Annotated in this window: 20 protein-coding genes, 1 pseudogene and 1 riboswitch; of the genes and pseudogenes, 11 read left to right on the top strand and 10 right to left on the bottom strand. The window is 65.3% G+C overall.

What is annotated here, in order from left to right:
• Nucleotides 1–6: 6 nt before the first annotated feature.
• On the bottom strand, nt 7–1182 hold the full coding sequence (locus tag ACV17W_RS11320; RefSeq protein WP_462592431.1) for a UxaA family hydrolase: 1176 nt from the start codon (nt 1180–1182) through the stop codon (nt 7–9).
• A 44-nt stretch (nt 1183–1226) separates the two neighbouring features.
• On the bottom strand, nt 1227–1508 hold the full coding sequence (locus ACV17W_RS11315; protein ID WP_462592430.1) for a UxaA family hydrolase: 282 nt from the start codon (nt 1506–1508) through the stop codon (nt 1227–1229).
• A gap of 171 nt (nt 1509–1679) precedes the next feature.
• Here ACV17W_RS11315 and ACV17W_RS11310 point away from each other — a divergent pair, with 171 nt between their 5' ends.
• From ACV17W_RS11310 to ACV17W_RS11290, 5 genes are all read left to right on the top strand, one after another.
• The gene (locus tag ACV17W_RS11310; RefSeq protein ID WP_462592429.1) at nt 1680–2438 is read left to right on the top strand and encodes a GntR family transcriptional regulator; all 759 of its coding nucleotides are present in this window, start codon (nt 1680–1682) and stop codon (nt 2436–2438) included.
• 41 nt (nt 2439–2479) lie between these two features.
• A riboswitch (SAM riboswitch) is annotated at nt 2480–2559 on the top strand.
• Entirely contained in the window at nt 2549–3802 is a 1254-nt protein-coding gene (gene metX, locus ACV17W_RS11305) for a homoserine O-succinyltransferase MetX (RefSeq protein ID WP_462592428.1), read from the top strand. Its footprint overlaps the riboswitch before it by 11 nt.
• Nucleotides 3799–4416, top strand: coding sequence for a methionine biosynthesis protein MetW (gene metW / locus ACV17W_RS11300; protein WP_462592427.1), 618 nt, complete (start codon nt 3799–3801; stop codon nt 4414–4416). The genes metX and metW overlap by 4 nt, the downstream gene beginning before the upstream one ends.
• 85 nt (nt 4417–4501) lie before the next feature.
• Nucleotides 4502–5743 (top strand): muropeptide transporter, encoded by a 1242-nt coding sequence (locus tag ACV17W_RS11295; RefSeq protein WP_462596528.1) that lies wholly within the window; start codon nt 4502–4504, stop codon nt 5741–5743.
• A gap of 91 nt (nt 5744–5834) precedes the next feature.
• Nucleotides 5835–6407 (top strand): trimeric intracellular cation channel family protein, encoded by a 573-nt coding sequence (locus ACV17W_RS11290; RefSeq protein WP_462596527.1) that lies wholly within the window; start codon nt 5835–5837, stop codon nt 6405–6407.
• Nucleotides 6408–6644: 237 nt separating this feature from the next.
• On the opposite strand, the gene gdhA is transcribed toward ACV17W_RS11290, so the two are convergent.
• Nucleotides 6645–7988 (bottom strand): NADP-specific glutamate dehydrogenase, encoded by a 1344-nt coding sequence (gdhA, locus tag ACV17W_RS11285; protein WP_462592426.1) that lies wholly within the window; start codon nt 7986–7988, stop codon nt 6645–6647.
• Nucleotides 7989–8527: 539 nt separating this feature from the next.
• Complete coding sequence (locus tag ACV17W_RS11280; protein ID WP_462592425.1) at nt 8528–9322, bottom strand: exodeoxyribonuclease III; 795 nt, start codon at nt 9320–9322, stop codon at nt 8528–8530.
• Nucleotides 9323–9559: 237 nt separating this feature from the next.
• On the opposite strand from ACV17W_RS11280, the gene pyrE reads away from it, so the two are divergent.
• On the top strand, nt 9560–10246 hold the full coding sequence (gene pyrE / locus ACV17W_RS11275; protein WP_462592424.1) for an orotate phosphoribosyltransferase: 687 nt from the start codon (nt 9560–9562) through the stop codon (nt 10244–10246).
• Here pyrE and ACV17W_RS11270 read toward each other — a convergent pair.
• From ACV17W_RS11270 to gatC, 4 genes are all read right to left on the bottom strand, one after another.
• Nucleotides 10239–11219 carry a tripartite tricarboxylate transporter substrate-binding protein gene (locus ACV17W_RS11270; RefSeq protein ID WP_462592423.1) on the bottom strand — a complete coding sequence of 327 codons (981 nt, stop codon included), beginning with the start codon at nt 11217–11219 and terminating at the stop codon, nt 10239–10241. The genes pyrE and ACV17W_RS11270 overlap by 8 nt on opposite strands.
• A 266-nt stretch (nt 11220–11485) precedes the next feature.
• Nucleotides 11486–12943: an Asp-tRNA(Asn)/Glu-tRNA(Gln) amidotransferase subunit GatB gene (gene gatB, locus ACV17W_RS11265; RefSeq protein WP_462592422.1), complete on the bottom strand. Its 1458-nt coding sequence runs from the start codon at nt 12941–12943 to the stop codon at nt 11486–11488.
• Complete coding sequence (gene gatA, locus ACV17W_RS11260; RefSeq protein WP_462592421.1) at nt 12940–14478, bottom strand: Asp-tRNA(Asn)/Glu-tRNA(Gln) amidotransferase subunit GatA; 1539 nt, start codon at nt 14476–14478, stop codon at nt 12940–12942. The genes gatB and gatA overlap by 4 nt, the downstream gene beginning before the upstream one ends.
• Before the next feature lie 3 nt (nt 14479–14481).
• Nucleotides 14482–14790 (bottom strand): Asp-tRNA(Asn)/Glu-tRNA(Gln) amidotransferase subunit GatC, encoded by a 309-nt coding sequence (gene gatC / locus ACV17W_RS11255; protein ID WP_462592420.1) that lies wholly within the window; start codon nt 14788–14790, stop codon nt 14482–14484.
• Nucleotides 14791–15017: 227 nt separating this feature from the next.
• Between gatC and ACV17W_RS11250 the strand changes: the two genes are divergently transcribed.
• From ACV17W_RS11250 to rodA, 5 genes and pseudogenes are all read left to right on the top strand, one after another.
• Nucleotides 15018–16061, top strand: a complete 1044-nt coding sequence (locus tag ACV17W_RS11250) for a rod shape-determining protein (RefSeq protein WP_012247450.1) — start codon at nt 15018–15020, stop codon at nt 16059–16061.
• Between the two features lie 76 nt (nt 16062–16137).
• Nucleotides 16138–17021, top strand: a pseudogene (mreC, locus tag ACV17W_RS11245) (rod shape-determining protein MreC).
• Nucleotides 17008–17574: a rod shape-determining protein MreD gene (gene mreD, locus ACV17W_RS11240; RefSeq protein WP_462592419.1), complete on the top strand. Its 567-nt coding sequence runs from the start codon at nt 17008–17010 to the stop codon at nt 17572–17574. Before mreC ends, mreD begins: the two are co-directional and overlap by 14 nt.
• A gap of 15 nt (nt 17575–17589) precedes the next feature.
• Nucleotides 17590–19698 (top strand): penicillin-binding protein 2, encoded by a 2109-nt coding sequence (mrdA, locus tag ACV17W_RS11235; RefSeq protein WP_462592418.1) that lies wholly within the window; start codon nt 17590–17592, stop codon nt 19696–19698.
• Nucleotides 19695–20831, top strand: coding sequence for a rod shape-determining protein RodA (gene rodA / locus ACV17W_RS11230; protein WP_462592417.1), 1137 nt, complete (start codon nt 19695–19697; stop codon nt 20829–20831). The genes mrdA and rodA overlap by 4 nt, the downstream gene beginning before the upstream one ends.
• Nucleotides 20832–20855: 24 nt before the next feature.
• Here rodA and ACV17W_RS11225 read toward each other — a convergent pair whose 3' ends face one another.
• A complete protein-coding gene (locus ACV17W_RS11225; RefSeq protein WP_462596526.1) occupies nt 20856–22277 on the bottom strand; it encodes an amidase in 1422 nt (473 codons plus the stop codon).
• A 26-nt stretch (nt 22278–22303) separates the two neighbouring features.
• On the bottom strand, nt 22304–23068 hold the full coding sequence (locus ACV17W_RS11220; RefSeq protein WP_462592416.1) for an IclR family transcriptional regulator: 765 nt from the start codon (nt 23066–23068) through the stop codon (nt 22304–22306).
• Nucleotides 23069–23086 lie beyond the last annotated feature (18 nt).

Below are 23086 nucleotides of genomic sequence, written 5' to 3'. Positions count from 1 at the left end.
CTCGCTTCAGGCGCTCTCGTACAGGCGGGTGAGTACGAATTCACGATGGCCCAGGGCCTCGGCGGCGGTCCAGCGCCCATTGGCCGTGGCCATCATGCAGTCCAGCAGCTTGTCGCCCGCCTGGTCCAGGTCGATCTCGCGTTGCAGCAGCCCCGAGGTATCGACATCAATGTGTTCGCTCATGGTGCGCACGGTGCGGGGGTTGGCGCAGATCTTGATGACGGGAAGGATCGGGTTGCCGATCACGTTGCCCTGGCCGGTGGGGAAGAAGTGCACGGCATAACCCGACGCGGCGCACAGCGTCACCATTTCGGCCGCGGCCGACGACGAGTCCATGAACCACAGACCTTTGCCGGTGGGCGTCTCGGCCTTGTCCAGCACCCCGTCGATGCGGCACTTCTTGCCGATCTTCTGGATATTGCCCAGCGCTTTTTCTTCGATCGTGGTGAGCCCGCCGGCAATATTGCCCTTGGTCGGCTGCGATTCCGACAGATCGCTGGTTTTCCAGCGGTCGATGACTTCCTGGTAGCGGTTGAACATGAACATGAAGCGCTCGCGCACCGCGTCATTGGCGCAGCGCTCGGCCACGATATGCTCGCCGCCCGTCAGTTCGGTGGTTTCGCCAAACACCAGCGTGCTGCCCAGCGCATACAGCTTGTCGAACGCATTGCCCACGGTGGGGTTGGCGCCGCAGCCCGAGGTCGTATCCGACTCGCCGCATTTGGTGGAAACCCAGAGATCGGAAATCGGGCATTCCGTGCGCTGCAGGGACGTGGCGTAGTGCACAAATTCCTTAGCCTTGCGCGAGGCCCGCATGATCGTGTCCAGGTCGCCGTGCAGTTCGATGCTGAAGCCAGCCACGGGCTTGCCGGTGGCGGCAATGCCGTCGACCACGCGCTTGGTCCAGCCTTCCTCGATGCCGATGACAATCACGGCCGCCACGTTGGGGTTGCTGCCGGTGCCGATCAGCGTGCGGAAATGCAGTTCCAGGTCTTCGCCGAACTGCAGGCGTCCATACGGGTGGGGCAGGGCCATGGTGCCCTTGATGTTGTTGGCGACGGCTTCGGCGGCGGCATTCGAGATGTCATCCACCGGCAGAACGATGACGTGGTTGCGCACGCCGACCCGTCCGTTGTCGCGGCGGTAGCCCCGGAAAGTGGTCGAAGCATTGACGATGGCCATGGTGATTCCTATGTATATGGTCGATGTAGATAGAGCGCGGCCGCTTACCAGCGCTTGGTCTTGATGTTGTGGACGTGGGCATGCTGGCCCGCCTTGATGGGCTCGACCACTTTGCCGATGTCGGTGCCGTACTTGAACACCGTGTCGCCGACCGCCATGTCTTTCAGGGCCACCTTGTGGCCGATGGGAATGTCCTGCAGCGCCTTCAAGTGGATGATCTTGTCTTCATCCATGATCCAGGCATTCAGCTCAGTGCCGGCCTTGAGATCTTCCACGACGGCGACCGCCACCGTGTCTTTCGCATCGTGCAATACGGCGTGAATCATTGTTGTCCTCTCTGGTGTGATGGCCGCCCTGGTTGCTCGGTCCGGGGCCGGTTCGTTCGCATCTTAGGCGGCGTAAAGACGCAAGTCAACCAAATCATATAGATGAGTTGTATGATGCGGGTTGCGTCGGCTCGCGCCGCTACAATCCGGCCACTTCAATCCGGTAATTCCATGAAAAACACTTCGACGACCCCTGTGCCCCTAGGCAGCCCTCTGTACGCGCAGGTCAAGCAGGCGGTGCTCGCGGCGCTGGCGCGCGGCGAATGGAAGCAGGGCGACGCCGTGCCTCCAGAGAAAACCCTGGCCGAACGCTTCGGAGTGTCGATAGGCACGCTGCGCAAGGCCATAGACGAGCTGGCCGCCGAAAACATTCTGGTGCGTCACCAGGGGCGCGGCACTTATGTGGCCGTGCATACGCGCAATCACCATTTCTTCAAGTTTTTCCGCATCCTGCGGCAGGACGGCCACAAGTCCTATCCCGCCACGCGCTTGCTGCGCTTCCGGCGCGTTCGCGCCACGGGCGCCACCCGCGAGCATCTGGGCCTGCCTACCGGCAGCTACGTTTTCGAGTTCACCAACGTGCTGTCGCTGAATGGCGACGTGGTCATGGTGGACGACATCTGTGTGCCCGAATCCCGCTTTCCGGGCCTGACCGAGCAGCACCTGCGCGAACGGCCCAGCACGCTGTATGCGCTTTATCAGGATATGTTCGGGGTGAATGTCATCGCCACCGACGAGCGGCTGCGGGTCTGCGTGGCCGACGCTGCGCATGCCGAATGGCTCGGCGTGGCCGAGCACATGCCGCTGCTCGAAATACGCCGCGTGGCGTATTCGTACAACCGGCAGCCAGTGGAATGGCGGATTTCGCGGGTCAATACCGAGGCCTACGAATACCTGGGCCAGGAACCCGGCGCCGTGGTCGCCGGTTGAGCCGTACAAACCTTGTGGTCGGGCAGTGCTAAACTTCGGGTCATTGAACCGGCGCCGATTTGCCTGATCCGCTTGCGGGCGCCTCTATAAATCCAGCTAAAGAGGTCCGTATGACCACTCCTGCCCAGTCCGTGGCCGGGGGGCTAGCCCCCGGCGCAATTCCCGCCCCAGCCGAAACCGGCTCGGTAGGCATCGTAAGCCCTCAGCTCATCCGTTTCGACGAGCCGCTGCAATTGGCCAGCGGACAGTCGCTGCAGTCGTATGAGCTCGCCGTCGAAACCTATGGCACCCTGAATGCCCAGCGCACCAACGCCGTGCTGGTGTGTCACGCCCTGAACGCCTCCCACCACGTGGCGGGCATGTCCGCCGACGATCCCAACGACATCGGATGGTGGGACAACATGGTGGGCCCCGGCAAACCGCTGGACACTCGCCGTTTTTTTGTGATCGGCGTCAACAACCTGGGGTCGTGCTTCGGATCCACCGGGCCGGCGAGCATCAATCCTGCCACGGGCCGCCCGTGGGGCGCGGCCTTTCCGGTGCTGACGGTCGAAGACTGGGTGCACGCGCAGGCACGCCTGGCCGACCGCTTCGGCATCGAGAAGTTTGCCGCGGTCATGGGCGGATCGCTCGGAGGCATGCAGGCCCTGAGCTGGGCCATCACCTGCCCCGAGCGTGTCGAGCACTGCATCGTCATCGCCAGCACCCCGCGGCTTTCGGCTCAGAACATCGGCTTCAATGAAGTGGCGCGGCGCGCCATCATCACCGATCCGGATTTCCACGGCGGTGACTACTATGCGCACAACACCGTGCCGCGCCGGGGCCTGTCGGTCGCTCGCATGATCGGGCACATCACCTATCTGTCGGACGACGACATGGCCGAGAAGTTCGGCCGCACCCAGCGCGAGCCGGCCGAAGGCGGTGCCTACCGGTACGGCTACGACGTGGAATTCGAAGTCGAATCCTACCTGCGCTACCAGGGCGAGAAATTCTCGCGCTACTTCGATGCGAACACGTATCTGCTGATCACCCGTGCGCTGGACTACTTCGATCCGGCCCGGAGTACCGGCGGCGATCTGGCGCGCGCCTTGCAGCCCGCGCGCGCCGACTTCCTGCTGGTGTCGTTTGCCACCGATTGGCGCTTCCCGCCCGAGCGTTCCCGCGAAATCGTGCGCGCGCTGCTCAAGAACGGAAGCCCCGTCACCTATGCCGAGATCGATGCGCCGCACGGCCATGACGCTTTCCTGCTCGACGACGCGCGTTATCTTGCCGTGGTGAGGGGCTACTACGAGCGTATCGCGCGCAAGCTGAACCTGGACGTCACGGCCGCCGCGCCGGCCCCCGCCGAAGGATGCCCCGCATGACCTCCATCTCCGTCCCGTCCGGCCGTACCGCCGACATGCGCCCCGACCTGGTCCGCATTGCCAGCTGGATCGAGCCCGGCAGCCGGGTGCTAGACCTGGGTTGCGGAGACGGCGCCCTGCTGGCCTATCTGCGCGACCAGCGGCAGGTCAGCGGCGCCGGGGTCGAGATCGACGACAACCACGTCATTGCCTGTGTACGCCGCGGCGTGGAAGTCATTCAGCAGAACCTGGAAGACGGGCTGGCCCTGTTCGACAACAAGCAGTTCGATACCGTGGTGCTGTCGCAGACCCTGCAGTCCATGCACCGCACCGAGCACATCCTGCGCGAGATGGCGCGCGTGGCGCGCTATGGCATCGTGTCGTTTCCCAATTTCGGCTACTGGCCGCACGGGTGGTCCATACTGCGCGGCCGGATGCCCGTCACGGGCCAGATGCCTTACCAGTGGTACAACACGCCCAACATCCACCTGTGCACGCTGGCCGACTTCGAGCGCCTGGCCGGCGAGCTGGGGTTGCGCATTCTCGAACGCGCCACGTTCCATGAAGATCGAGAGATCACCTGGCTACCGGGCTGGCGCAGCACCCTGGCGGTGTACCGGTACGCAGCCGACTGATTGCACGCCGCGGATCGGGCACGTGGCCATTGGTTAATATGCCGGGTGTCCGGCATTTGCCGCGCCGCCCGCCAGGAGACGCCTTATTTCCGCCGCATCGCACGTGTATTTCAACCGCCGCGTCGCACCGTTGCTGGTGCTGGGGTTTGCCAGCGGCTTGCCGCTCGCGCTGACGGGAGGCACGCTGCAGGCCTGGGCCACGGTCGATGGCGTGTCGCTGGAAGAGATCGGCTTCCTGACCCTGGTGGGCTCGGCCTACACGCTGAAGTTCCTGTGGGCGCCGCTGGTCGACCGCTATGTGCCGCCGCTGCTGGGCCGCCGCCGGGGCTGGATGCTGGTGACCCAGCTTCTGCTGGCGGCTTCCATCATGGCGATGGGGCTGCTGAACCCGTCGTCGGCGCTGCTGCCGCTGGCCTTGCTGGCCGTGGCCGTGGCGTTCTTCTCGGCAACGCAGGACATCGCCTTCGACGCCTATTGCACCGATGTGCTGCGCCGCGAAGAGCGCGGCGCCGGCGCTGCCGTGAAAGTGCTGGGCTACCGCCTTGCCATGGTGGTGTCCGGCGGGCTGGCGCTCATCGTTGCCGACCAGTGGCTGGGGTGGGGCGCCACTTACGTGCTCATGGGGGCGCTGATGCTGGCCTGCGCGCTGGCGACGATCTGGGCGCCTGAGCCCGAGCGGCCGGCGCAGGCGCCGCGCAGCCTTGCCCTGGCAGTGGTCGAGCCGTTACGCGAATTCTTCAGCCGGCGCGGCGCCTATACGGTTCTGGCGCTGATCGTGCTGTACAAGCTCGGCGACGCGTTCGCCGGCGCCCTGTCCACCACATTCCTGATTCGGGGGGCCGGCTTCGACCCCACTGAAGTGGGCACGGTCAACAAGGTGCTGGGCCTGACCGCCACCATCATCGGCGCGCTGGCAGGTGGAACCTTGATGGCCCGCTGGGGCCTGTACCGATCTCTGATGGCGTTCGGACTGCTGCAGGCCGTGTCGAACCTGGGCTACTGGGTGATTGCCGTGAGCCCCAAGAGCCTCTGGCTGATGGGCGCTGCGGTGGGTATCGAGAACCTCTGCGGCGGGTTGGGAACGGCATCCTTCGTGGCGCTGCTGATGGCCCTGTGCCAGCAGCGTTTCTCGGCTACGCAATTTGCACTGCTGTCGGCGTTGTCGGCAGTGGGCCGCATCTACCTCGCGGGCCCGCTGACGCCGCCACTGGTCCATTGGCTGGGCTGGCCGGGATTTTTCATGCTGACGGTCGCCATCGCGCTGCCGGGGCTGTTGCTGCTATGGAGCCAGCGCCGCACGATCGATGCGCTGGAACCCTCTACCTGAGGCGCCCGCCGCCGCCGAGTCCGCCATGCATGCCGAAACGTCCACCCTGTTGCTGCACGCGCTGTACCTCGTCGCCATCGTCGCCGAGGCCATGACCGCTGCGCTGGCGGCGGGGCGACGCGACATGGACTGGATGGGAGTCTGCATCATTGCCTGCGTCACCGCGCTGGGCGGCGGATCGCTGCGCGATGTATTGCTCGGGCATTATCCGCTGACCTGGGTGGCGCACCCCGAATACCTGGGCATGACGGCAGGCGCGGCGATACTGACCGCGCTGGCGGCGCCCTTGATGCGGCGGCTGCGCCGGCTGTTCCTGTGGCTGGATGCGGTAGGGCTGGTGGCTTTCACCATCATCGGCTGCAAGGTGGCGCAGCAGATGGAATTGCCTGTCAGCATCGTGCTGATCAGCGGCATGATCACCGGGTGTGCGGGCGGCGTGCTGCGCGATGTGCTGTGCAACGACGTTCCCTTGCTGTTCCGCAAAGAGCTGTACGCCAGTGTGTCCCTGGTGACCGGCGGGCTCTACATGGGGTTGCTGGCCATTGATCTGTCCGCCAATGTGGCCGTGCCGGTGGCCTTGCTCGTTGGCCTTGCCTTTCGCCTGCTGGCTCTGCGGTTCAACTGGCAGATGCCGCGCTTCGTCTACCGCGACGATTGGCATTGAAGGGGCAGGTCGCGCCTTCAATGCATGCTGGCACTGGCGGGAGGCCTGCGCGCGGGCCGGCAGGCGATCGCGGGGACGGCGACGCTGGCCGTGCGTTGCCGCCGTCAATCCATTATTCAGTCTGTAAAGCTGCGCCCCGCTGCCGGATGGGGCTTGGCCGCGGGGGGCCATCCGCTCCATGGCGCGGGTGTCGGGTGTCCGGGCGTGCCCGGACACCGGCCTGTGACGCGTGGGGCTTCAGTACAGGCCCTGCTGCCGCATCGCGTCGGCCACTTTGACGAATCCGGCGATATTGGCCCCATCGAGGTAGTTCACGGCGGTGCCGCGGCCCTGGCCATGGCGCACGCAGTTTTCATGGATGTCGCGCATGATGGCGTGCAGGCGCTGGTCGACCTCGTCGCGGCCCCAGCCCAGCCGGATCGCGTTCTGGCTCATTTCCAGGCCCGATACCGCCACGCCGCCGGCGTTGCTGGCTTTGCCCGGCGCGTACAGCACGCCCGCATCGATGAAGGCCTTGGCGGCTTCCAGTGTCGAGGGCATGTTGGCGCCTTCGGCCACGCATTTCACGCCGTTGGCGATGAGCGCGCGCGCGTCGTCGATTTCGAGTTCGTTCTGCGTCGCGCAGGGCAGGGCAACGTCCACCGGCACATGCCAGGGCCGCTTGCCGGCTTCATATTGCAGCTTGAATTGCCCGGCATACTCGGCCAGCCGGCCGCGCTGGTTGTTCTTCAGGTGCATGAGCGCCGCCAGTTTCTCGTGCGTGAAGCCCGCTTCGTCGACGACCACGCCCTCGGAGTCAGACACCGTCACGACCCGCGCGCCCAGCAGCATGGCTTTTTCGATGGCGTACTGCGCAACGTTGCCCGAGCCCGACACCGACACGCGCAGTCCGTCGAACGACATGCCTTCGCGCTTGAGCATTTCTTCGGCGAAATACACCGTGCCGTAACCGGTGGCTTCGGGGCGGATCAGGCTGCCGCCAAAGCACAGGCCCTTGCCGGTGAATACGCTGGCGGCCGAGTTGGACAACTTCTTCATCATGCCCGCCATGAATCCGACTTCACGAGCGCCCACGCCCATGTCGCCGGCCGGCACGTCGGTATCCGGACCCAGGTGGCGGTGCAGTTCCAGCATCAACGCCTGGCAGAATCGCATGACTTCCGCATCGGACTTGCCCTTGGGGTCGAAGTCGGAGCCGCCCTTGCCGCCGCCCATGGGCAGCGTGGTCAGGGCGTTTTTCAATGTCTGTTCGAATGCCAGGAACTTCAGCACCGACAGGTTCACCGACGGATGAAAGCGCATGCCCCCCTTGAAGGGGCCGATGGCCGAGCTGTGCTGTACGCGGAAGGCGCGGTTCACGCGGGCCTGGCCGCGGTCGTCTGTCCAGCAGACACGGAACTGGATGACGCGCTCGGGTTCCACCAGGCGCTCAAGCAGCGCGCCCTCGGCGTAATGGGGGTGTTGCTGGAGAAAGGGCCACAGGCTGGCCATGACTTCGTGCACGGCCTGCATGAATTCGGGTTGCTGCGGGTCGCGCGCAGCGACCTGGCGCAGAAAGTCGTCAAGACTCTGCAGTTTCACTCTGGTCTCCTGGGGAACGCTGCAAACCGGTGCAAGAACTGCCCGGACATGGTGCGCGTTAAGGGGCCAATCCAGTGCGTGATTGCACTGGCTCGGTGCCGAATTGTACGGGGATCGACAAGCCCGCGCAAAATGCCCATCCGCCGCAAACCCGCATGGTTATTGGTGTTGCGGCGAGCTGTATTTAGGGACGTATCAACGAGAAGGTGTTCGATGAAACGCGGTTATTTTCGTCACGAGGCCTGGAAAGAAGGCTTTTCCTGGAGAAATAAATGCGTCCCTAATTTTTATGCGTCAAACGTAAGGGGGCGGCAAGGCGTTCTGGCAGGTTTCGCCTGGCGGCTGGCGGCGGCCACGAGCGTCATTGCAGCGCCGGGTCGCATTAATGCGTCCCCTGTTTTATGTTATATGTCCCCAATAATTGTGGGCCGTTGAACCCCGGCGTCTATCCGCCGGGCCAGTTGCCGAGGCGGCGAGCCTGCCCACGCAGCCTGCAGCGCCGCCTGGGCCCTGCACGGGGTACGGGGCGGTCGGCCGGCTCAGGACTGCAGGGTGTAGTCGTAGTCGATGGTCAACGGGGCATGGTCGCTGAACCGCTCGTCTTTATAAATCGCCGTCTGGCGGGCGCGGGCGGCGATGCCCGGGGTGGCGATCTGGTAGTCGATACGCCACCCCACGTTCTTGGCCCAGGCCTGCCCGCGATTGCTCCACCAGGTGTACTGGTCGGGGCGGTCATCCAGCGTGCGGAACACATCCACAAAGCCGCGCCGATCGAACACTTCGCTCAGCCAGGCGCGTTCTTCCGGCAGGAAGCCCGAGTTCTTCAGGTTGCCCTTCCAGTTCTTCAGATCGATTTCCTTGTGCGCGATATTCCAGTCGCCGCAAATGACGAATTCACGGCCGGTTTTGCGATGTTCCTCCATCAGTTCATCGAGCCAGGGGCCGAACACGTCCAGGAAGCGGTATTTCGCCTGCTGGCGTTCGTCTCCGCTGGAACCGGAAGGCAGGTAGGCGCTGATGACGGACAGGTCTTTCCAGTCCGCGCGGATGATGCGGCCTTCGGCGTCGAATTCTTCGCAATTCAGACCGTTCTGCACACGCTCGGCGGCATTGCGCAAATAAATGCCGACGCCGCTGTAGCCTTTCTTGCTGGCATGGCAGAAGTGGCCCGTGTAGCCGGGCGGATGGCGCAGCTCGTCGGTCAGGTCGTCGTGCGAGACTTTGATTTCCTGCAGGCACAGCACGTCGGCGCCGTGGGTCTGCATCCACGTTTGCAGCCCCTTGCGAAAGGCCGAGCGGATGCCATTGAGATTGATCGAGGTAATGCGCAGCACGAACGGAACTCCTGTAAAGCGGCCGGCCAACGCCGGTCCAAGCGCCGAATTTAACCGACGCGCCGCGCGGGAGGTGAGCCCGGCGGCCAACCGGCTGCCCTTGCTGCGTGCCTGGCCGCGCTCAGCCCAGGCCGCGTTCCGGCGCGCAGGCGCGCCATCTGCCCGCCCGGCGCGTCGGGCGCGGCGTGCATCGAAGCTAAAATGCCGGCTGTCATCGTACTTTCGGATACCCGCCGCATGGCCGCCGCTACCGCCACTTCTACCGACTTTGTCCGTTTCGCCCTCGATGAAGGCGTGCTGCGCTTCGGCAGCTTCAAAGTCAAGTCAGGGCGCATCAGCCCTTATTTCTTCAATGCGGGCCTGTTCAACAGCGGCGCCTCGGTCGGGAAGCTGGCGCAGTTCTATGCCCAGGCACTGCTGGACTCGGGAATCGAGTTCGATATGTTGTTCGGCCCCGCCTATAAGGGCATTCCGCTTGCCACCGCCACCGCCGTGGCCCTGGCCAGCCACCCGGGCATGAAAGGGCGCGACGTGCCCTTCGCCTTCAACCGCAAAGAGGCCAAAGACCACGGCGAAGGCGGCACGCTGGTGGGCGCTCCGCTTCAGGGCAAGGTCGTCATCATCGACGACGTGATCACGGCCGGCACCTCAGTGCGGGAATCCGTCGAAATCATCCGCGCCGCCGGGGCCGAGCCGGCGGCCGTGCTGATTGCGCTCGACCGGCAGGAACGGGCCGGGCCCGATGACGCCCTATCGCCGCATTCGGCGGTTCAGGATGTGGCGCAGACCTACGGCATGCCGGTCGTCAGCATTGCGTCGCTTGCGGATATCCTGGGGTTGCTGGAGCACGACGCGCAGTTCGCCAGCCACCGCGACGCCGTACTGGCGTATCGCAACCAGTACGGCATACTTCAGGTCAATTGACGTTCATGCCCTCGGACTTGAGCACGGGGGTCCATTTGTCGATTTCCGACTTCACCCATTTCTGCAGCGACTCGGGTGTCTGACGTTCCGGCGAGACGATTTCCGCGCCCAGGTCGGCCATCTTGCCGGTGAATCCGGGTGACTTGAGCGCGGTCTGCAGCGCCCGATTGAATGTGGCCACCGCTTCCGGCGGCGTGCCGGCCGGCGCGTAGATGCCGTGCCACACCTTGACTTCGAAACCCTTGAGCCCTTGTTCATCCAGCGTGGGCGCGTCCGGCAGCTTCGAGATGCGGTCGGAGGTCGTCACGCCATAGAACTTCACGTTGCCTGCCGCGATGTGCGGAATGGTCTGGGTGGTCTGGTCGCACAGCACATCGACCTGTTCGCCCAGCAGCGCCGCCATGGCCGGGCCGGTGCCCTGGTAGGGAATGGTGGTGAACTTCACGCCCAGCGCCTGTTGCAGCAGTGAACCGCACAGCTGTGACACCGCACCCGGGCCCGCGTTGGCGAGGTTGATCTTGTCGGCGTTCGCGCGCGCGTATTCGATGAACTCGGCCATGTTGTTGGGCGGCAGGTTCTTGCGGCCCAGGAGCGTCATCGGCACGTCGATCACTTCTCCCACATAGGCGAAGCTCTTGAGCGGATCGAACTTCAGGTTCGGATACAGCGCGGTCGCCGTGGCCATGCCGTTGTGGTGGATGAGGTAGGTGTAGCCATCGGGATCGGCATTGGCGACATACGTGGCAGCCAGCGTGCCGCCCGCGCCGGTGCGGTTTTCCACCACGATGGGCTGGCCCAGTTCTTTGCTGAGTTCCGCTCCGAGCGTGCGCGCCACCACGTCGGTGGGGCCGCCGGCCGCAAACGGCACGATCAGCGTGATCGGACGTGTGGGGTAATTGGCCGCCTGGGCGGCGGGAGCCAGCGTGAGCATGATCGCCGACAGCGCGGCGGCAAACGGTAAGCGCAAGGTCATTGGTCTCTCCTCGGTACGCGTCAAGTCACAGGCCGCGCCCTGATTACGGGCACGGCCTGTAGTGTGCGCCCATTCTTGGCCCGCCGGCGAGTATTGGGAATTCGGCATTGGAAAACCCCGGATTTGCGTGCCCTGAAGCAGGGTAAACCCGGGCGCGGCGGGGTGCCGGCGCGCAATCAATCGGGCGCCCGCATTCAGCGCCCGCCAGACAGCGCCCCGCGAGTGCGGAGCAGGGCTGCGCCATTTGCAGCGCGCCGGCCCGTGCGCTAGCTGTCGAGTTTCTGCTTGAGCAGCTCGTTCACTTGCTGGGGATTGGCCTTGCCCTTGGCGGCCTTCATGATCTGGCCAACCAGCGAGTTGAAGGCTTTCTGCTTGCCTGCGCGGTATTCGGCCACGATGGCAGGATTGGCCGCCAGCACTTCGTCGATCATGGCGCCGATGGCGCCGCTGTCGCTGATCTGCTTGAGCCCGCGCGCTTCGATGATGGCGTCGGGCTGGCCACCGTGTTCCCCGGCCCACATGGCCGCGAACACGTCGCGCGCGATCTTGGTCGAGATCGTGCCGTCGATGATGCGCCCGATGAGTGCCGCCAGTCCCGCGGCCTGCACCGGCGCATCGGCGACTTCTTTTTCTTCGCGGTTCAGCGCCGCGGTCAGCTCGCCCATGATCCAGTTGGCGGCCTGCTTGGCCTGGCCGGCCGGCAGGGCCCGCGCCACGTCTTCAAAGTACGCGGCCAGGTCTCTGCTGGCCGACAATTGTGCGGCGTCGTACGCCGACAGCCCGTAGTCGCGTTCGAAGCGCGCCCGCAATGCCGCGGGCAGTTCCGGCATCTGCGCCCGTACCTGCTCGACCCATTCGGACGAGATGATCAGCGGTGGCAGATCGGGATCGGGAAAGTAGCGGTAGTCATGCGCGTCTTCTTTGCTGCGCATGCTGCGGGTCTCGTCGCGGTCGGCGTCGTACAGCCGGGTTTCCTGCACGACCGTGCCGCCGTCTTCGATCAGTTCGATCTGGCGGCGCGCTTCGAACTGGATGGCGCGTTCAAGAAAGCGGAAGGAGTTGACGTTCTTGATCTCGGTGCGCGTGCCGAATTCTTTCTGGCCCACGGGGCGCACCGAAACGTTGGCGTCGCAGCGGAACGAGCCTTCCTGCATGTTGCCGTCGCAAATGCCCAGCCACACCACCAGGCTGTGCAGCGCACGCGCATAGGCGACAGCCTCGGCGGCCGATCGCATTTCCGGTTCGGTGACGATTTCAAGCAGCGGCGTGCCGGCGCGATTCAGGTCGATGCCGCTGGCGGGAGCGCCGCCGGCCAGCGAGAAGTCGTCGTGCAGCGATTTGCCGGCGTCTTCTTCCAGGTGAGCGCGCGTCAGGTTGACCGTTTTCTCTTCTTCGCCCACGAAGAAAGAGATCGAGCCGCCCAGCACCACGGGCAGTTCGTACTGGCTGATCTGGTAGCCCTTGGGCAGGTCGGGGTAGAAATAATTCTTGCGCGCGAACACCGAGCGGGGCGCCACGGTGCCGCCCACGGCGAGCCCGAAGCGAATGGCGCGCTCGGCGGCCCCGCGGTTCATCACGGGCAGGCTGCCGGGCAACGCCAGGTCGACCACGTTGGCCTGCGTGTTGGGGGCAGCGCCGAATCGCGTGCTGCTGCCAGAAAAGATTTTTGCGTCGGTGGAAAGCTGGGTATGCGTTTCCAGGCCGATGACGATTTCCCAGTTCATTGCTCGGTGCCTTGCTGGCCGGGCACTCGGCGGTGCCAGTCCGTGACTTGTTGATAACAGTCGGCGAGTGCCAACAGCCGGCCTTCGTCGAAGTAGTTGCCGATGATCTGCAGGCCGACCGGGCGCGCCGGCTGGCCGAATCCGCAGGGGATGGACATGGCCGGCAGGCCCGCCAGGCTGACGCCCAGGGTATAGACGTCGGCCAGCCAGTCGGCGGTGGGATCGTCGCGGTTGTCGCCCAGGTTCTTGGCCACCGTGGGCGCCACCGGCCCCATGATGACGTCGCACTGGCCGGCGAAGGCGTGTTGGAAATCCTGTGCAATCAGGCGGCGCACACGCTGGGCCTGCAGGTAGTAGGCGTCGTAATAGCCGTGAGACAGCACATAGGTGCCGATCAGAATGCGGCGCTTGACCTCGTCGCCGAAGCCTTCCGCGCGAGACCGGGCGATCATCTGGTTCAGGTCGGCATATTCGGCCGCGCGATGGCCGTAGCGCACGCCATCGTAGCGGGCCAGGTTGCTGGACGCCTCGGCCGGGGCGATGACGTAATAAGCAGGAATGGCCAGTTCGGTGCGCGGCAGCGAGATCGCCACGCGCTGCGCGCCCAGGGCCTCGAATTGCGCCAGCGCGGCCTCGACTGCGGCCGCGACATCGGGCGCCAGGCCGGCGCCGAAATATTCTTCCGGTACGCCGATGCGCAGGCCCTTCAGCGGCTGGCTGCCCGCGGCGCGGTAGGCAGCCTGGGCGGCGTCGTAGGCGGCGCGGATGCGGCCCGGCACGTTGGGTGCGCCGTCGCAGGTTTCCAGGCTGGTGGCGTCACTGGGATCGAAGCCGCTCATGGGGTCGAGCAGTTCGAGCAGGTCGCGGCTGCTGGGTGCCAGCGGGCCGGCCTGGTCGAGGCTGGAGCCGAAGGCCACCATGCCGAAACGCGATACGGTGCCGTAGGTGGGCTTGATGCCGCTGACGCCGCACAGGGCGGCCGGCTGGCGTACCGAGCCGCCCGTATCGGTGCCGGTGGCGGCGGCAACCAGCCGCGCGGCCACGACGGCGGCCGAGCCGCCCGAAGAGCCGCCGGGCACGGCGTCCGGATCCCAGGGATTGCGCACCGGGCCATAAGCCGAGTTCTCGTTGGCCGACCCCATGGCGAATTCGTCGCAGTTGAGCTTGCCCAGCGACACGGCGCCGGCAGCCTGCAGGCGCTGCACCACGGTGGCGTCGAAAGGGCTGGCATAGCCCTTCAGCATTTTGCTGCCGGCGGTGGTGTGCCAGCCGCGCGTGACGAAGGCGTCTTTATGGGCAATGGGCACGCCGGCCAGAGGCCCTGCCGTGCCGGCCGCCAGGGCGGCGTCGGCCGCGTCGGCCTGCGCCAGCGTCAGGGCGTCGTCGATATGCAGGAATGCGTTCAGGTGGCTGGCCGCCTGGGCGGCTTCGAGCGCGCTCTGGGCCAGCTCACGGGCGCTGACCTGCTTTTGGGCAAGCGCGGCGCGCAGTTCGGCAATGCCCCCGAATTGGGTATGCAGGGCGGTAGTCGTCATGGCTTATTCGATGACCTTGGGTACCAGGAACAGGCCGTCGCTGGAATCGGGCGCGTTGGCCAGGAGCTCGGCGCGGCGCTCTTCGGAAGGCGTTTCGGTGACGGCATCGGGACGCAGTCGCAGGGCGATGTCCTGGTGGGCCGACAGGGGGTGGGCCAGCGGCTCGACGCCTTGGGTATCGGCGGCCTGCAGCCGTTCGATGAGATGGAGGATGCCGTTGAGTTCGTCCTGGGCGCGTACGCGCTGGTCGGAAGTCAGTTCAATTCTGGCCAGCCGGGCGATGCGGACCACATCTTGTTCAGTGAGCGCCATGCAAGGGAAAACCGAGAAAAATCGATGGGAGGGCGAGCTAGGGTTACAAGGCTGGGTTTACACCGCGCGGCCCTGTGACAAACCATGAATAGCCCGCATTTATGCGCTATTTCCGTCGAAATTATAAGTTATCATTCACGGTTTAATCGCTGCACTCGAACGGCAGGCCTTGCTTGCGGCCCGTCGCCAGCAGTCCGGCCCTAATTCCTGTATCTCGCTGAGCTCCCATGTTCGGATTCCTGCGCAGTTATTTTTCCAGCGATATGGCGATCGACCTCGGTACCGCCAATACGCTGATCTACGTCCGGGGCAAGGGCATCGTGCTCGACGAGCCATCGGTAGTCGCCATCCGCCATGAAGGCGGGCCCAACGGCAAGAAGATCATCCAGGCCGTCGGTCACGAGGCCAAGCAGATGCTCGGCCGGGTGCCCGGCAACATCGAGGCCATCCGCCCCATGAAAGACGGCGTCATCGCCGACTTCACGGTCACCGAGCAGATGCTCAAGCAGTTCATCCGCATGGTCCACCCGCGCAACATGCTTGCGCCCAGTCCGCGCATCATCGTGTGCGTTCCCTGCGGCTCCACGCAGGTCGAGCGCCGCGCCATCCGCGAATCGGCACTGGGCGCCGGCGCCTCGCACGTGTATCTCATCGAAGAGCCGATGGCGGCCGCCATCGGCGCCGGCCTGGCGGTTTCCGACGCCAGCGGCTCGATGGTGGTCGATATCGGCGGCGGCACGACCGAAGTCGCGGTCATCTCGCTGGGCGGCATGGTGTACAAGGGCTCGGTCAGGGTCGGCGGCGACAAATTCGACGAGGCCATCGTCAATTACATCCGCCGCAACTACGGCATGCTGATCGGCGAACCCACGGCCGAACTCATCAAGAAAGAAATCGGCTCGGCGTTCCCGGGGTCTGAAGTGCGCGAAATCGAAGTCAAGGGCCGCAACCTGGCCGAAGGCGTGCCGCGCAGCTTCACGGTGTCTTCCAACGAAATCCTCGAGTCGCTCACCGATCCGCTCAACCAGATCGTGTCGGCCGTCAAGATTGCCCTGGAACAGACGCCCCCCGAACTCGGCGCAGACATCACCGACAAGGGCATCGCCCTGACCGGTGGCGGCGCGCTGCTGCGCGATCTCGATCGCCTGCTCCAGGAAGAAACCGGCCTGCCGGTGGTTGTTGCCGAAGACCCTCTCACCTGCGTGGTGCGCGGCTGCGGCGAAGCGCTCGAACACCTTGAGAAACTCGGCGCCATTTTCATCAACGATTAAGTCCGTCCCGCCGGGCGCTGCCTTGCCGGGCGTGCGCGGTAAAGCGGGTGCGGGCTGAGGCCCGGGTTCGGTATTCATGCAACGACAAGGGACTCCACCTCTTTTCAGGCGCGGGCCGCCCGCAGAGGTGCGGTTGGCCGTCATGGTCGCCCTGTCGCTGGCGCTGCTCGTACTGGATTCGCAACTGCACGTGCTCGAACCCCTGCGACGCACGGTCGCCATGGGGCTGTATCCCTTCCAGCGCGCCGTCATGGCGCCGCGCGACCTGGTCCAGCAGGTCAACGAATGGCTCAACGCGGCGAATCGCATCCGCACTGAAAACGAAGCCTTGCAGCGGCAGCGCATCGAGTGTCCCAGGTGGCCACCCATGCCGCCCAGCTGGCCGCCGAAAACTCGCAGCTGCGCCGCCTGCTGGGCGTCACCGACACGGTCGAACAGGCCGCGGTCGTGGTCGAGGTGCTCTACGAGCCGGCCAACAGCTTCCAGGAGCGGCTGGTCTTCAACAAAGGCAGCCAGGCCGGCCTGGCGCCGGGCATGCCCGTCATCGATGAAGGCGGCGTGGTCGGGCAGATCGTGCGGGTGACCCCCATGGCGTCAGAAGCCGCGCTCGTTACCGACGAGCGCGTCTCGGTGCCGGTACAGGTGCTGCGCAATGGCCTGCGCCTGATCGCCTTTGGCTCAAACACGCCAGGCCGCATCGAAGTGCGCTACCTTGCCGCCAATGCCGACATCAAAGATGGCGATATCATCGTCACCAGCGGCGTGGGAGGCCTGTTTCCCGCCGGCCTGCCGGTGGCAAAGGTGCTTGCGGTAGAACGCGACACGGCGTCGGGCTTCGCGCGCGCGATTTGCGAACCCCTGGCGCACCCCGAGCGCTACCGCCACTTCCTGGTGCTTCAGGTCGACGTTGCCCGCGCCCAGTATGAACTTAAAGAGGCCGACAGCGGTGAATCGCGATAACCAGACGGTACGGCAGCCGGCGCGCCGCCTGGGCACGCCCAGCAATGTTCGTCCCGAGCGCCTGTCCCGGCCGGCGCACGGCGCGTTCGTCTGGGGCACGCTGCTGCTGGCCTGGCTGTTGTCGCTGCTGCCCTGGCGCACCTGGGAAGGCGCGCCCGACATCCTGGCGCTGGTGCTCGCGTTCTGGTGTGTGCACGAGCCGCGCCGCGTGGGTCTGGTGGCCGCCTTCTGCTTCGGCCTGCTGCTCGACGTGCACGACGCCAGCGTGCTGGGCGGCCACGCGCTGGGCTACACGCTCGTCGCTTATGGCGCCGTGGCGCTGCACCGGCGGCTGCAGCGCTTCGATCTCTGGAGCCAGGCATTGCACATGCTGCCGGTGTTCTTCGTGGCTCGCCTGGTGCAGCAAGTCGTGCTGGCGTGGCTGGCCGGCCGGTGGCCCGGCTGGGACTGGACGCTGAGCGTGTTGCTCACCGTTGCCATCTGGCCGCTGGTCGGATGGGTGCTGCACCTGCCGCAACGCGGTACCGACGACGCCGAATCCTCGTCCGTCTGAGCCCAGTCAGGCGCCATGTTCGAGTTCAAGAAAACCGGTCAGCAGCAGAAGCAGCGTTTCAAGTTGCGCGCCTGGGTGGGCGGGCTGTTTGCATTGGCCTGCTTCGGCGTGCTGGTGGGGCGTTTCTGGTATTTGCAGGTCGATCGCTACGAAGGCCTGTCGGAACGCGCCGACCGCAACCGCATCGCGGTGGTGCCCATCTCGCCCCGCCGGGGCGAGATCCTCGACCGCAACGGCAACGTGCTGGCGCGCAACTACCGCACCTATACGCTGGAAGTCGTGCCGGCCCTGGCGGGCAACATCGACAAGCTGCTCGACCGTCTCACGCCCATCGTCTACGTCAGCCCGGGCGACCTGCGCCGCTTCAAGCGCCGGGTGGGGGAATCCAGCCGCTATGCCAGTCTGGTGCTGCGCAACAACCTCAACGAGACCGAGGCCGCCTGGTTTGCCGCGCATGCATACGAGTTCCCGGGCGTGGAACTGCGTGCCCGCTGGGTGCGCGAGTATCCCCAAGGCGCCACCGCCGCCCATGTCGTGGGCTACATCGGGCGTATCGCCGACAGCGACCTCGAAGAGCTCGAGAGCACCGGGCGACTGGGCAACTACCGGGGCACCGACGTCATCGGCAAGAAGGGCATCGAGAAAAGCTGGGAACAGCAGCTGCATGGCCAGACCGGCCTGGAAGAGGTCGAGGTCACGGCCACCGGGCGTCCGGTGCGCACCCTGCGCCGTACCGACCCCGTGCCGGGTTCCGACATCATGCTGTCCATCGACCTCGACCTGCAGCGCATCGCCGAAGAAGCCTTCGGCACCCAGCGGGGCGCCCTGGTGGCGGTCGATCCCACGACGGGCGAGGTGCTGGCCTTTGTGTCCCAACCCTCGTTCGATCCGAACCTGTTCATCGACGGCATCGACGTTGAAAACTGGCGCCTGCTGAACGAGTCGCCCGACCACCCGCTGATCAACCGGCCGCTGTATGGCACGTATCCCATCGGCTCCACGTACAAGCCGTTCGTGGCACTGGCCGCGCTGCAGCTGGGAGTGCGCGGGCCGAACGAGCGCATTTCGGATCCCGGCTACTACGAATTCGGTGGGCAGCGCTTTCGCAACGCGGGGGGCGCGGCCTACGGCATGACCGACATGCACCGGGCCATCGTGGTGTCGTCGGACACGTATTTCTATTCTCTTGGCCCCGAAATCGGGGTGAACGCCCTGCACGATTTTTCCAAGCAATTCGGCTTCGGCCAGATCACCGGCATCGACCTCGACGGCGAGCGAGCCGGCGTGCTGCCTTCCACGGAATGGAAGCGCAAGGCCTACAAGGGCCGCGAGCGGCAGCGCTGGTACGCCGGCGAAACGATCTCGGTGGCCGTCGGGCAGGGCTATAACTCGTTCACGCTGCTGCAATTGGCGCAGGCCACCTCTACGCTGGCCAGCAACGGCGCCTACCGCCGGCCCCACCTGGTGCATGCCGTGCGCGATACGCGCACGGGCGAGATCCGGCCCACGCCCTCCGACCCGGAATACACCATACCTTTGAAGCAGCAGAACATCGACATCATCAAGGCAGCGATGGCTGACGTGGTGCGCTCGGGTACCGCGCGCCGCGCCTTCGCCGGCACGCCCTACCAGGCCGCCGGCAAGACCGGCACGGCACAGGTCTTCAGCCTGCGCGGCGCCCAGTATCGCGCCAGCGAGCTCGACGAGCGCCTGCGCGACCACGCCCTGTTCATGGGCTTTGCGCCGCTGGAAAACCCCCGGATTGCCGTGGCGCTGATCGTCGAGAACGCGGGCTGGGGCGCCAGTGTTGCCGCCCCGGTGGCGCGCAAGGTATTCGACTTCTGGCTGGCCAAGACCGCGCCGGGCGGCCCCATGCTGCCTGCACAGGCGCCAGCCGACGAGGCGGCGGTCACGGCATCCGACGCAGCGCCGGCTGCCAGCGCGCCCGCGGCCGAGCAGGCCACGCGTCCGCGCGCCGAGCCCGTCTCGCCGGCGCCGCGTCCGAGGCCCGCGCCGCGCGCTATCGAACCTGCCCCGCCGCAGTCCGCGCGCCGCGCGCCTTCCACGGCCCCGGCGCTTTCCGACCTGAGCGATTTGTTCGAGTCGGCGGGAGACAAGCCATGAAACGACTGGGCGCGCTGCTGGCACGCATATTCCTTGCCTTCGACTGGCCGTTGCTCGTGATTCTGGCCTTGTTTGCGGCGCTGGGGCTCACGGTCATGCATTCGGCCGTGGGCAGCACCGACTGGCGCTTCGCCGACCAGTCGCGCAATTTCCTGATCGCCTTCGGTGCGATGTGGGCCGTCGCGCTCGTGCCGCCGAAGATGCTGATGCGGTTCGCCCTGCCTTTCTACGCCCTCGGCGTGGTGCTGCTGCTGGGCGTGGAGTTCTTTGGCGAAACCAGCAAGGGAGCGACCCGCTGGCTCGATCTGGGCATCACGCGTATCCAGCCTTCCGAAATGATGAAAATCGCGGTGCCGCTGATGCTGGCCTGGTATTTCCAGCGGCACGAGGGCGAAGTGCGCATCCGCGATTTTCTGGCCGCGGCCGCCATGCTGGCGGCGCCGTTCGGCCTGATCGTGTTGCAGCCCGACCTGGGCACCGCGTTGCTGGTGTTCGGGGCAGGCTTCTTCGTCATCTACTTTGCCGGTCTGTCTTTCAAGCTGCTGGTGCCCCTGACGGTGATCGGCGTCGTGGGCCTCGGCACCCTCGTCTACTACGAAGATTCGCTATGCCAGGCCGGAGTCGACTGGGTCGTTCTGCACGAATACCAGAAACAGCGGGTGTGCACGCTGTTGAATCCCAGCTCCGACCCGCTGGGCAAGGGATTCCATACCATCCAGTCGATGATCGCCGTGGGCTCGGGCGGCCTGTACGGCAAGGGCTATATGCAGGGCACGCAGACCCACCTGGACTTCATTCCCGAGCGCACCACCGATTTCGTCTTTGCGGTGTATGCCGAAGAGTTCGGCCTGTACGGCGGGGTGGCGATGCTGGTGCTGTACGGGCTGCTCATCGCGCGCGGCCTGACCATCGCCATGCGGGCTTCGTCCCAGTTTGGCCGCCTGCTGGCGGGCGCCCTGACGATGATGGTTTTCATCTATGTGTTCGTCAACGTGGGCATGGTGACGGGCATCCTGCCTGTGGTGGGCGTGCCGCTGCCCTTCATGAGCTACGGCGGCACGGCACTGTTCACCATGGGTATCGCAAGCGGAATACTCATGAGCATATCGCGCCACCGGGGCGAGCAGCCGTAGCCCCGGCGCGGCAGTTCTCGATGGTTACAGCGGGGCGATAAGTACCCCTGCACGTTCATCTATCACCGGGTGAATGGCTGCCGCTGCCGCCAGAAGCTCGTGATCGGAGTCAGCCCGCCCGACCAGCTGCATGCCCAGCGGGAGCCCGTTCGCATCATAGGTGGTAGGCATGTGAAGCGCGGGCCAGCCTAGCGCCGACCAGACCCGGTTGAAGATCGATTCGCCGGTGTGCGTCAGGCCCGCCGGAGCCGCGCCTGGTGCGCTGGGTGTCAAGATCCACTCGGCACCCTGCAGGCGAGCGTCCAGCTCAGTGGCCGCCTCGACGGTCCGACGGCGCGCACGCTGGTATTCATCGCCCCCAATCCTGTCGCCGATATCCAACGTGGCCGTGAGTTTCTGACTGAGCCGGTCCGGTGACGCCCGGTACTCGGCGTGCAAGCCCCGCGCCATTTCATAAGCCATGATCGTCCAATGGCACTGCTTCATTTCCAGCATCAGCGCATTGGCATCAACGTCGACGACATGCACGCCCGCCCGTCTGAGCTTTTCGATAGCGCTCGAGAGCGCCGCCGCGGCTTCGGTCTCGAGCGGCGACAGGCTTTCCGCACGGATGACGGCCAGCGAGCGTGGCAGTGCTGGTACGGTCGGGGTCTGGTCGTCAGCGGCAGAAGAGGGCAACAGCACATTGGCAACCTCTCGCATGATGTCCATCGACCGGGCGAACCAGCCGATGGTGTCGAACGTATCCGAAAGCAGGCGGAGTCCGGCCCGATGCACCAGGCCAGGCGTCGGTTTGAGGCCCAGTACGCCGCAATACGCAGCAGGCCGCGTCACCGACCCGCCCGTCTGTGTGCCCAGCGCAAAATCCACCGCACCACAGGCCACCGCCGCAGCCGAGCCGCTGGAAGAACCGCCCGGAGTGTGGCTCGTATTCCAGGGGTTGGTGGTGAGGGGCTCTTTTTTGTAGGCAAACTCGGTGGTGATCGTTTTACCAACGGGGATGGCACCCGCCGCCCGCAACAGCGAGACGCACGAGGCGTCGAAGAATGGGATGAAGCCTTCGTATATCGGGGAGCCGCAAGTGCTCGGCAGGCCGGCGACATCGATGTTGTCTTTGACGCCGAATGTCAGACCACGCAGGGGAGAGTTCGTCGCGGGCTCTGAGGCGAACCGCTCAAAGGCGCACTGAATGAATGTCGCGTCGATATCCGCCCATGGAGTGCAGTGTCGCTGCGAATGCTCAATGCGTTGCAGTGCGGCCTGGGCGTTGCCGCCGCGAAACTTGACGCCGGCCTGGTTGGATGCTGAGGCGTCTGGATGGGACGACGATGACACGAAATTCTCCTGGCAATGTAAATGCGATGGGCCTGCGGTGAGCAGCGCCTGAATTGATCTTTTTGATGCTACGTTTGATTGCGCTGCCTGGCAACAGAGGCCATCGAGCACTTTCAAGACCGATTCGGCGGGTGTGATCAGCGCTTGTCGGACGCCCACGAAGCCTGAATTTCGGCGGCCAGATCGAGCAGCGGCGCATGCAGTCGTGCCACCAATTTTTGGCTGGGCAGTTCGCTGGTGAGGCTGACATTCAGTACGTACGTCTGCGCATCGTCGAGTTGCAGCGGACAAGCCAGCGCGATGACATCGGGCAGCCAGGAGGCTGCGCAATAGCCGTGCAAGGAGACATCCTGAATCGCAGCGGTGATTTCCTCGCGGATGCGGGGCCAATGGCGCGGATGGCGGGCTGCGAAGCGGCGGTACTGACTGCTTCGCTCTGCGTCGGTGCGCGTTGACAGCCAGGCGCGGCCGAGCGACGTGAGCTCCATCGGAATGCGCTGGCCAGGCATTACCGTACGGATGGATTTCCCTCGACTCAGTCGTATGGACTCCAGGTAAACCATCTCGAGATCGTCGGCGAACGCCATGCCGACGTTGATGCGTTCGCGGCGTGCGAGCGCTTCCATCAGGGGGGCGGCATGCCGTAGCAAGGTGCTGCTCGATCGCATCGAGAATGCCATGCTCAGCACGGAAGCACCCAACGCGTAGGCGCGACGATCGGGGTGGTAACGCAGGATGCCGTCGCTCAGCATGCTCTGTGTGAGCCGGCTGATAGTGGCGCGCGGGAGTTGTGTGCGCTCGGCGAGGTCGCCATTGCCCAGCCATTCCGTGCCGGGGCGAAAGGCTCTGAGAATCTGCAGTCCGCGTTCAAGCGAACGATTCGGCGTGGCTTTCCCTTTCATTTCGTCCCCTTAAAACCG

It is taken from the genome of Bordetella sp. MIP270_01_BMS (genome assembly GCF_054958705.1).
The sequence above is the reverse complement of the archived record's forward strand: the minus strand, read 5'-3'. Positions and strand labels throughout refer to the sequence as shown.

Excerpts from the sequence above, each read along its gene's own strand:
- ACV17W_RS11320 (WP_462592431.1), bottom strand. The coding sequence starts at position 1,182 with ATGGCCATCGTCAATGCTTCGACCACTTTCCGGGGCTACCGCCGCGAC.
- ACV17W_RS11315 (WP_462592430.1), bottom strand. The coding sequence starts at position 1,508 with ATGATTCACGCCGTATTGCACGATGCGAAAGACACGGTGGCGGTCGCC.
- ACV17W_RS11310 (WP_462592429.1), top strand. The coding sequence starts at position 1,680 with ATGAAAAACACTTCGACGACCCCTGTGCCCCTAGGCAGCCCTCTGTAC.
- metX (WP_462592428.1), top strand. The coding sequence starts at position 2,549 with ATGACCACTCCTGCCCAGTCCGTGGCCGGGGGGCTAGCCCCCGGCGCA.
- metW (WP_462592427.1), top strand. The coding sequence starts at position 3,799 with ATGACCTCCATCTCCGTCCCGTCCGGCCGTACCGCCGACATGCGCCCC.
- ACV17W_RS11290 (WP_462596527.1), top strand. The coding sequence starts at position 5,835 with ATGACCGCTGCGCTGGCGGCGGGGCGACGCGACATGGACTGGATGGGA.
- pyrE (WP_462592424.1), top strand. The coding sequence starts at position 9,560 with ATGGCCGCCGCTACCGCCACTTCTACCGACTTTGTCCGTTTCGCCCTC.
- ACV17W_RS11270 (WP_462592423.1), bottom strand. The coding sequence starts at position 11,219 with ATGACCTTGCGCTTACCGTTTGCCGCCGCGCTGTCGGCGATCATGCTC.
- gatB (WP_462592422.1), bottom strand. The coding sequence starts at position 12,943 with ATGAACTGGGAAATCGTCATCGGCCTGGAAACGCATACCCAGCTTTCC.
- gatA (WP_462592421.1), bottom strand. The coding sequence starts at position 14,478 with ATGACGACTACCGCCCTGCATACCCAATTCGGGGGCATTGCCGAACTG.
- gatC (WP_462592420.1), bottom strand. The coding sequence starts at position 14,790 with ATGGCGCTCACTGAACAAGATGTGGTCCGCATCGCCCGGCTGGCCAGA.
- ACV17W_RS11250 (WP_012247450.1), top strand. The coding sequence starts at position 15,018 with ATGTTCGGATTCCTGCGCAGTTATTTTTCCAGCGATATGGCGATCGAC.
- mrdA (WP_462592418.1), top strand. The coding sequence starts at position 17,590 with ATGTTCGAGTTCAAGAAAACCGGTCAGCAGCAGAAGCAGCGTTTCAAG.
- rodA (WP_462592417.1), top strand. The coding sequence starts at position 19,695 with ATGAAACGACTGGGCGCGCTGCTGGCACGCATATTCCTTGCCTTCGAC.
- ACV17W_RS11220 (WP_462592416.1), bottom strand. The coding sequence starts at position 23,068 with ATGAAAGGGAAAGCCACGCCGAATCGTTCGCTTGAACGCGGACTGCAG.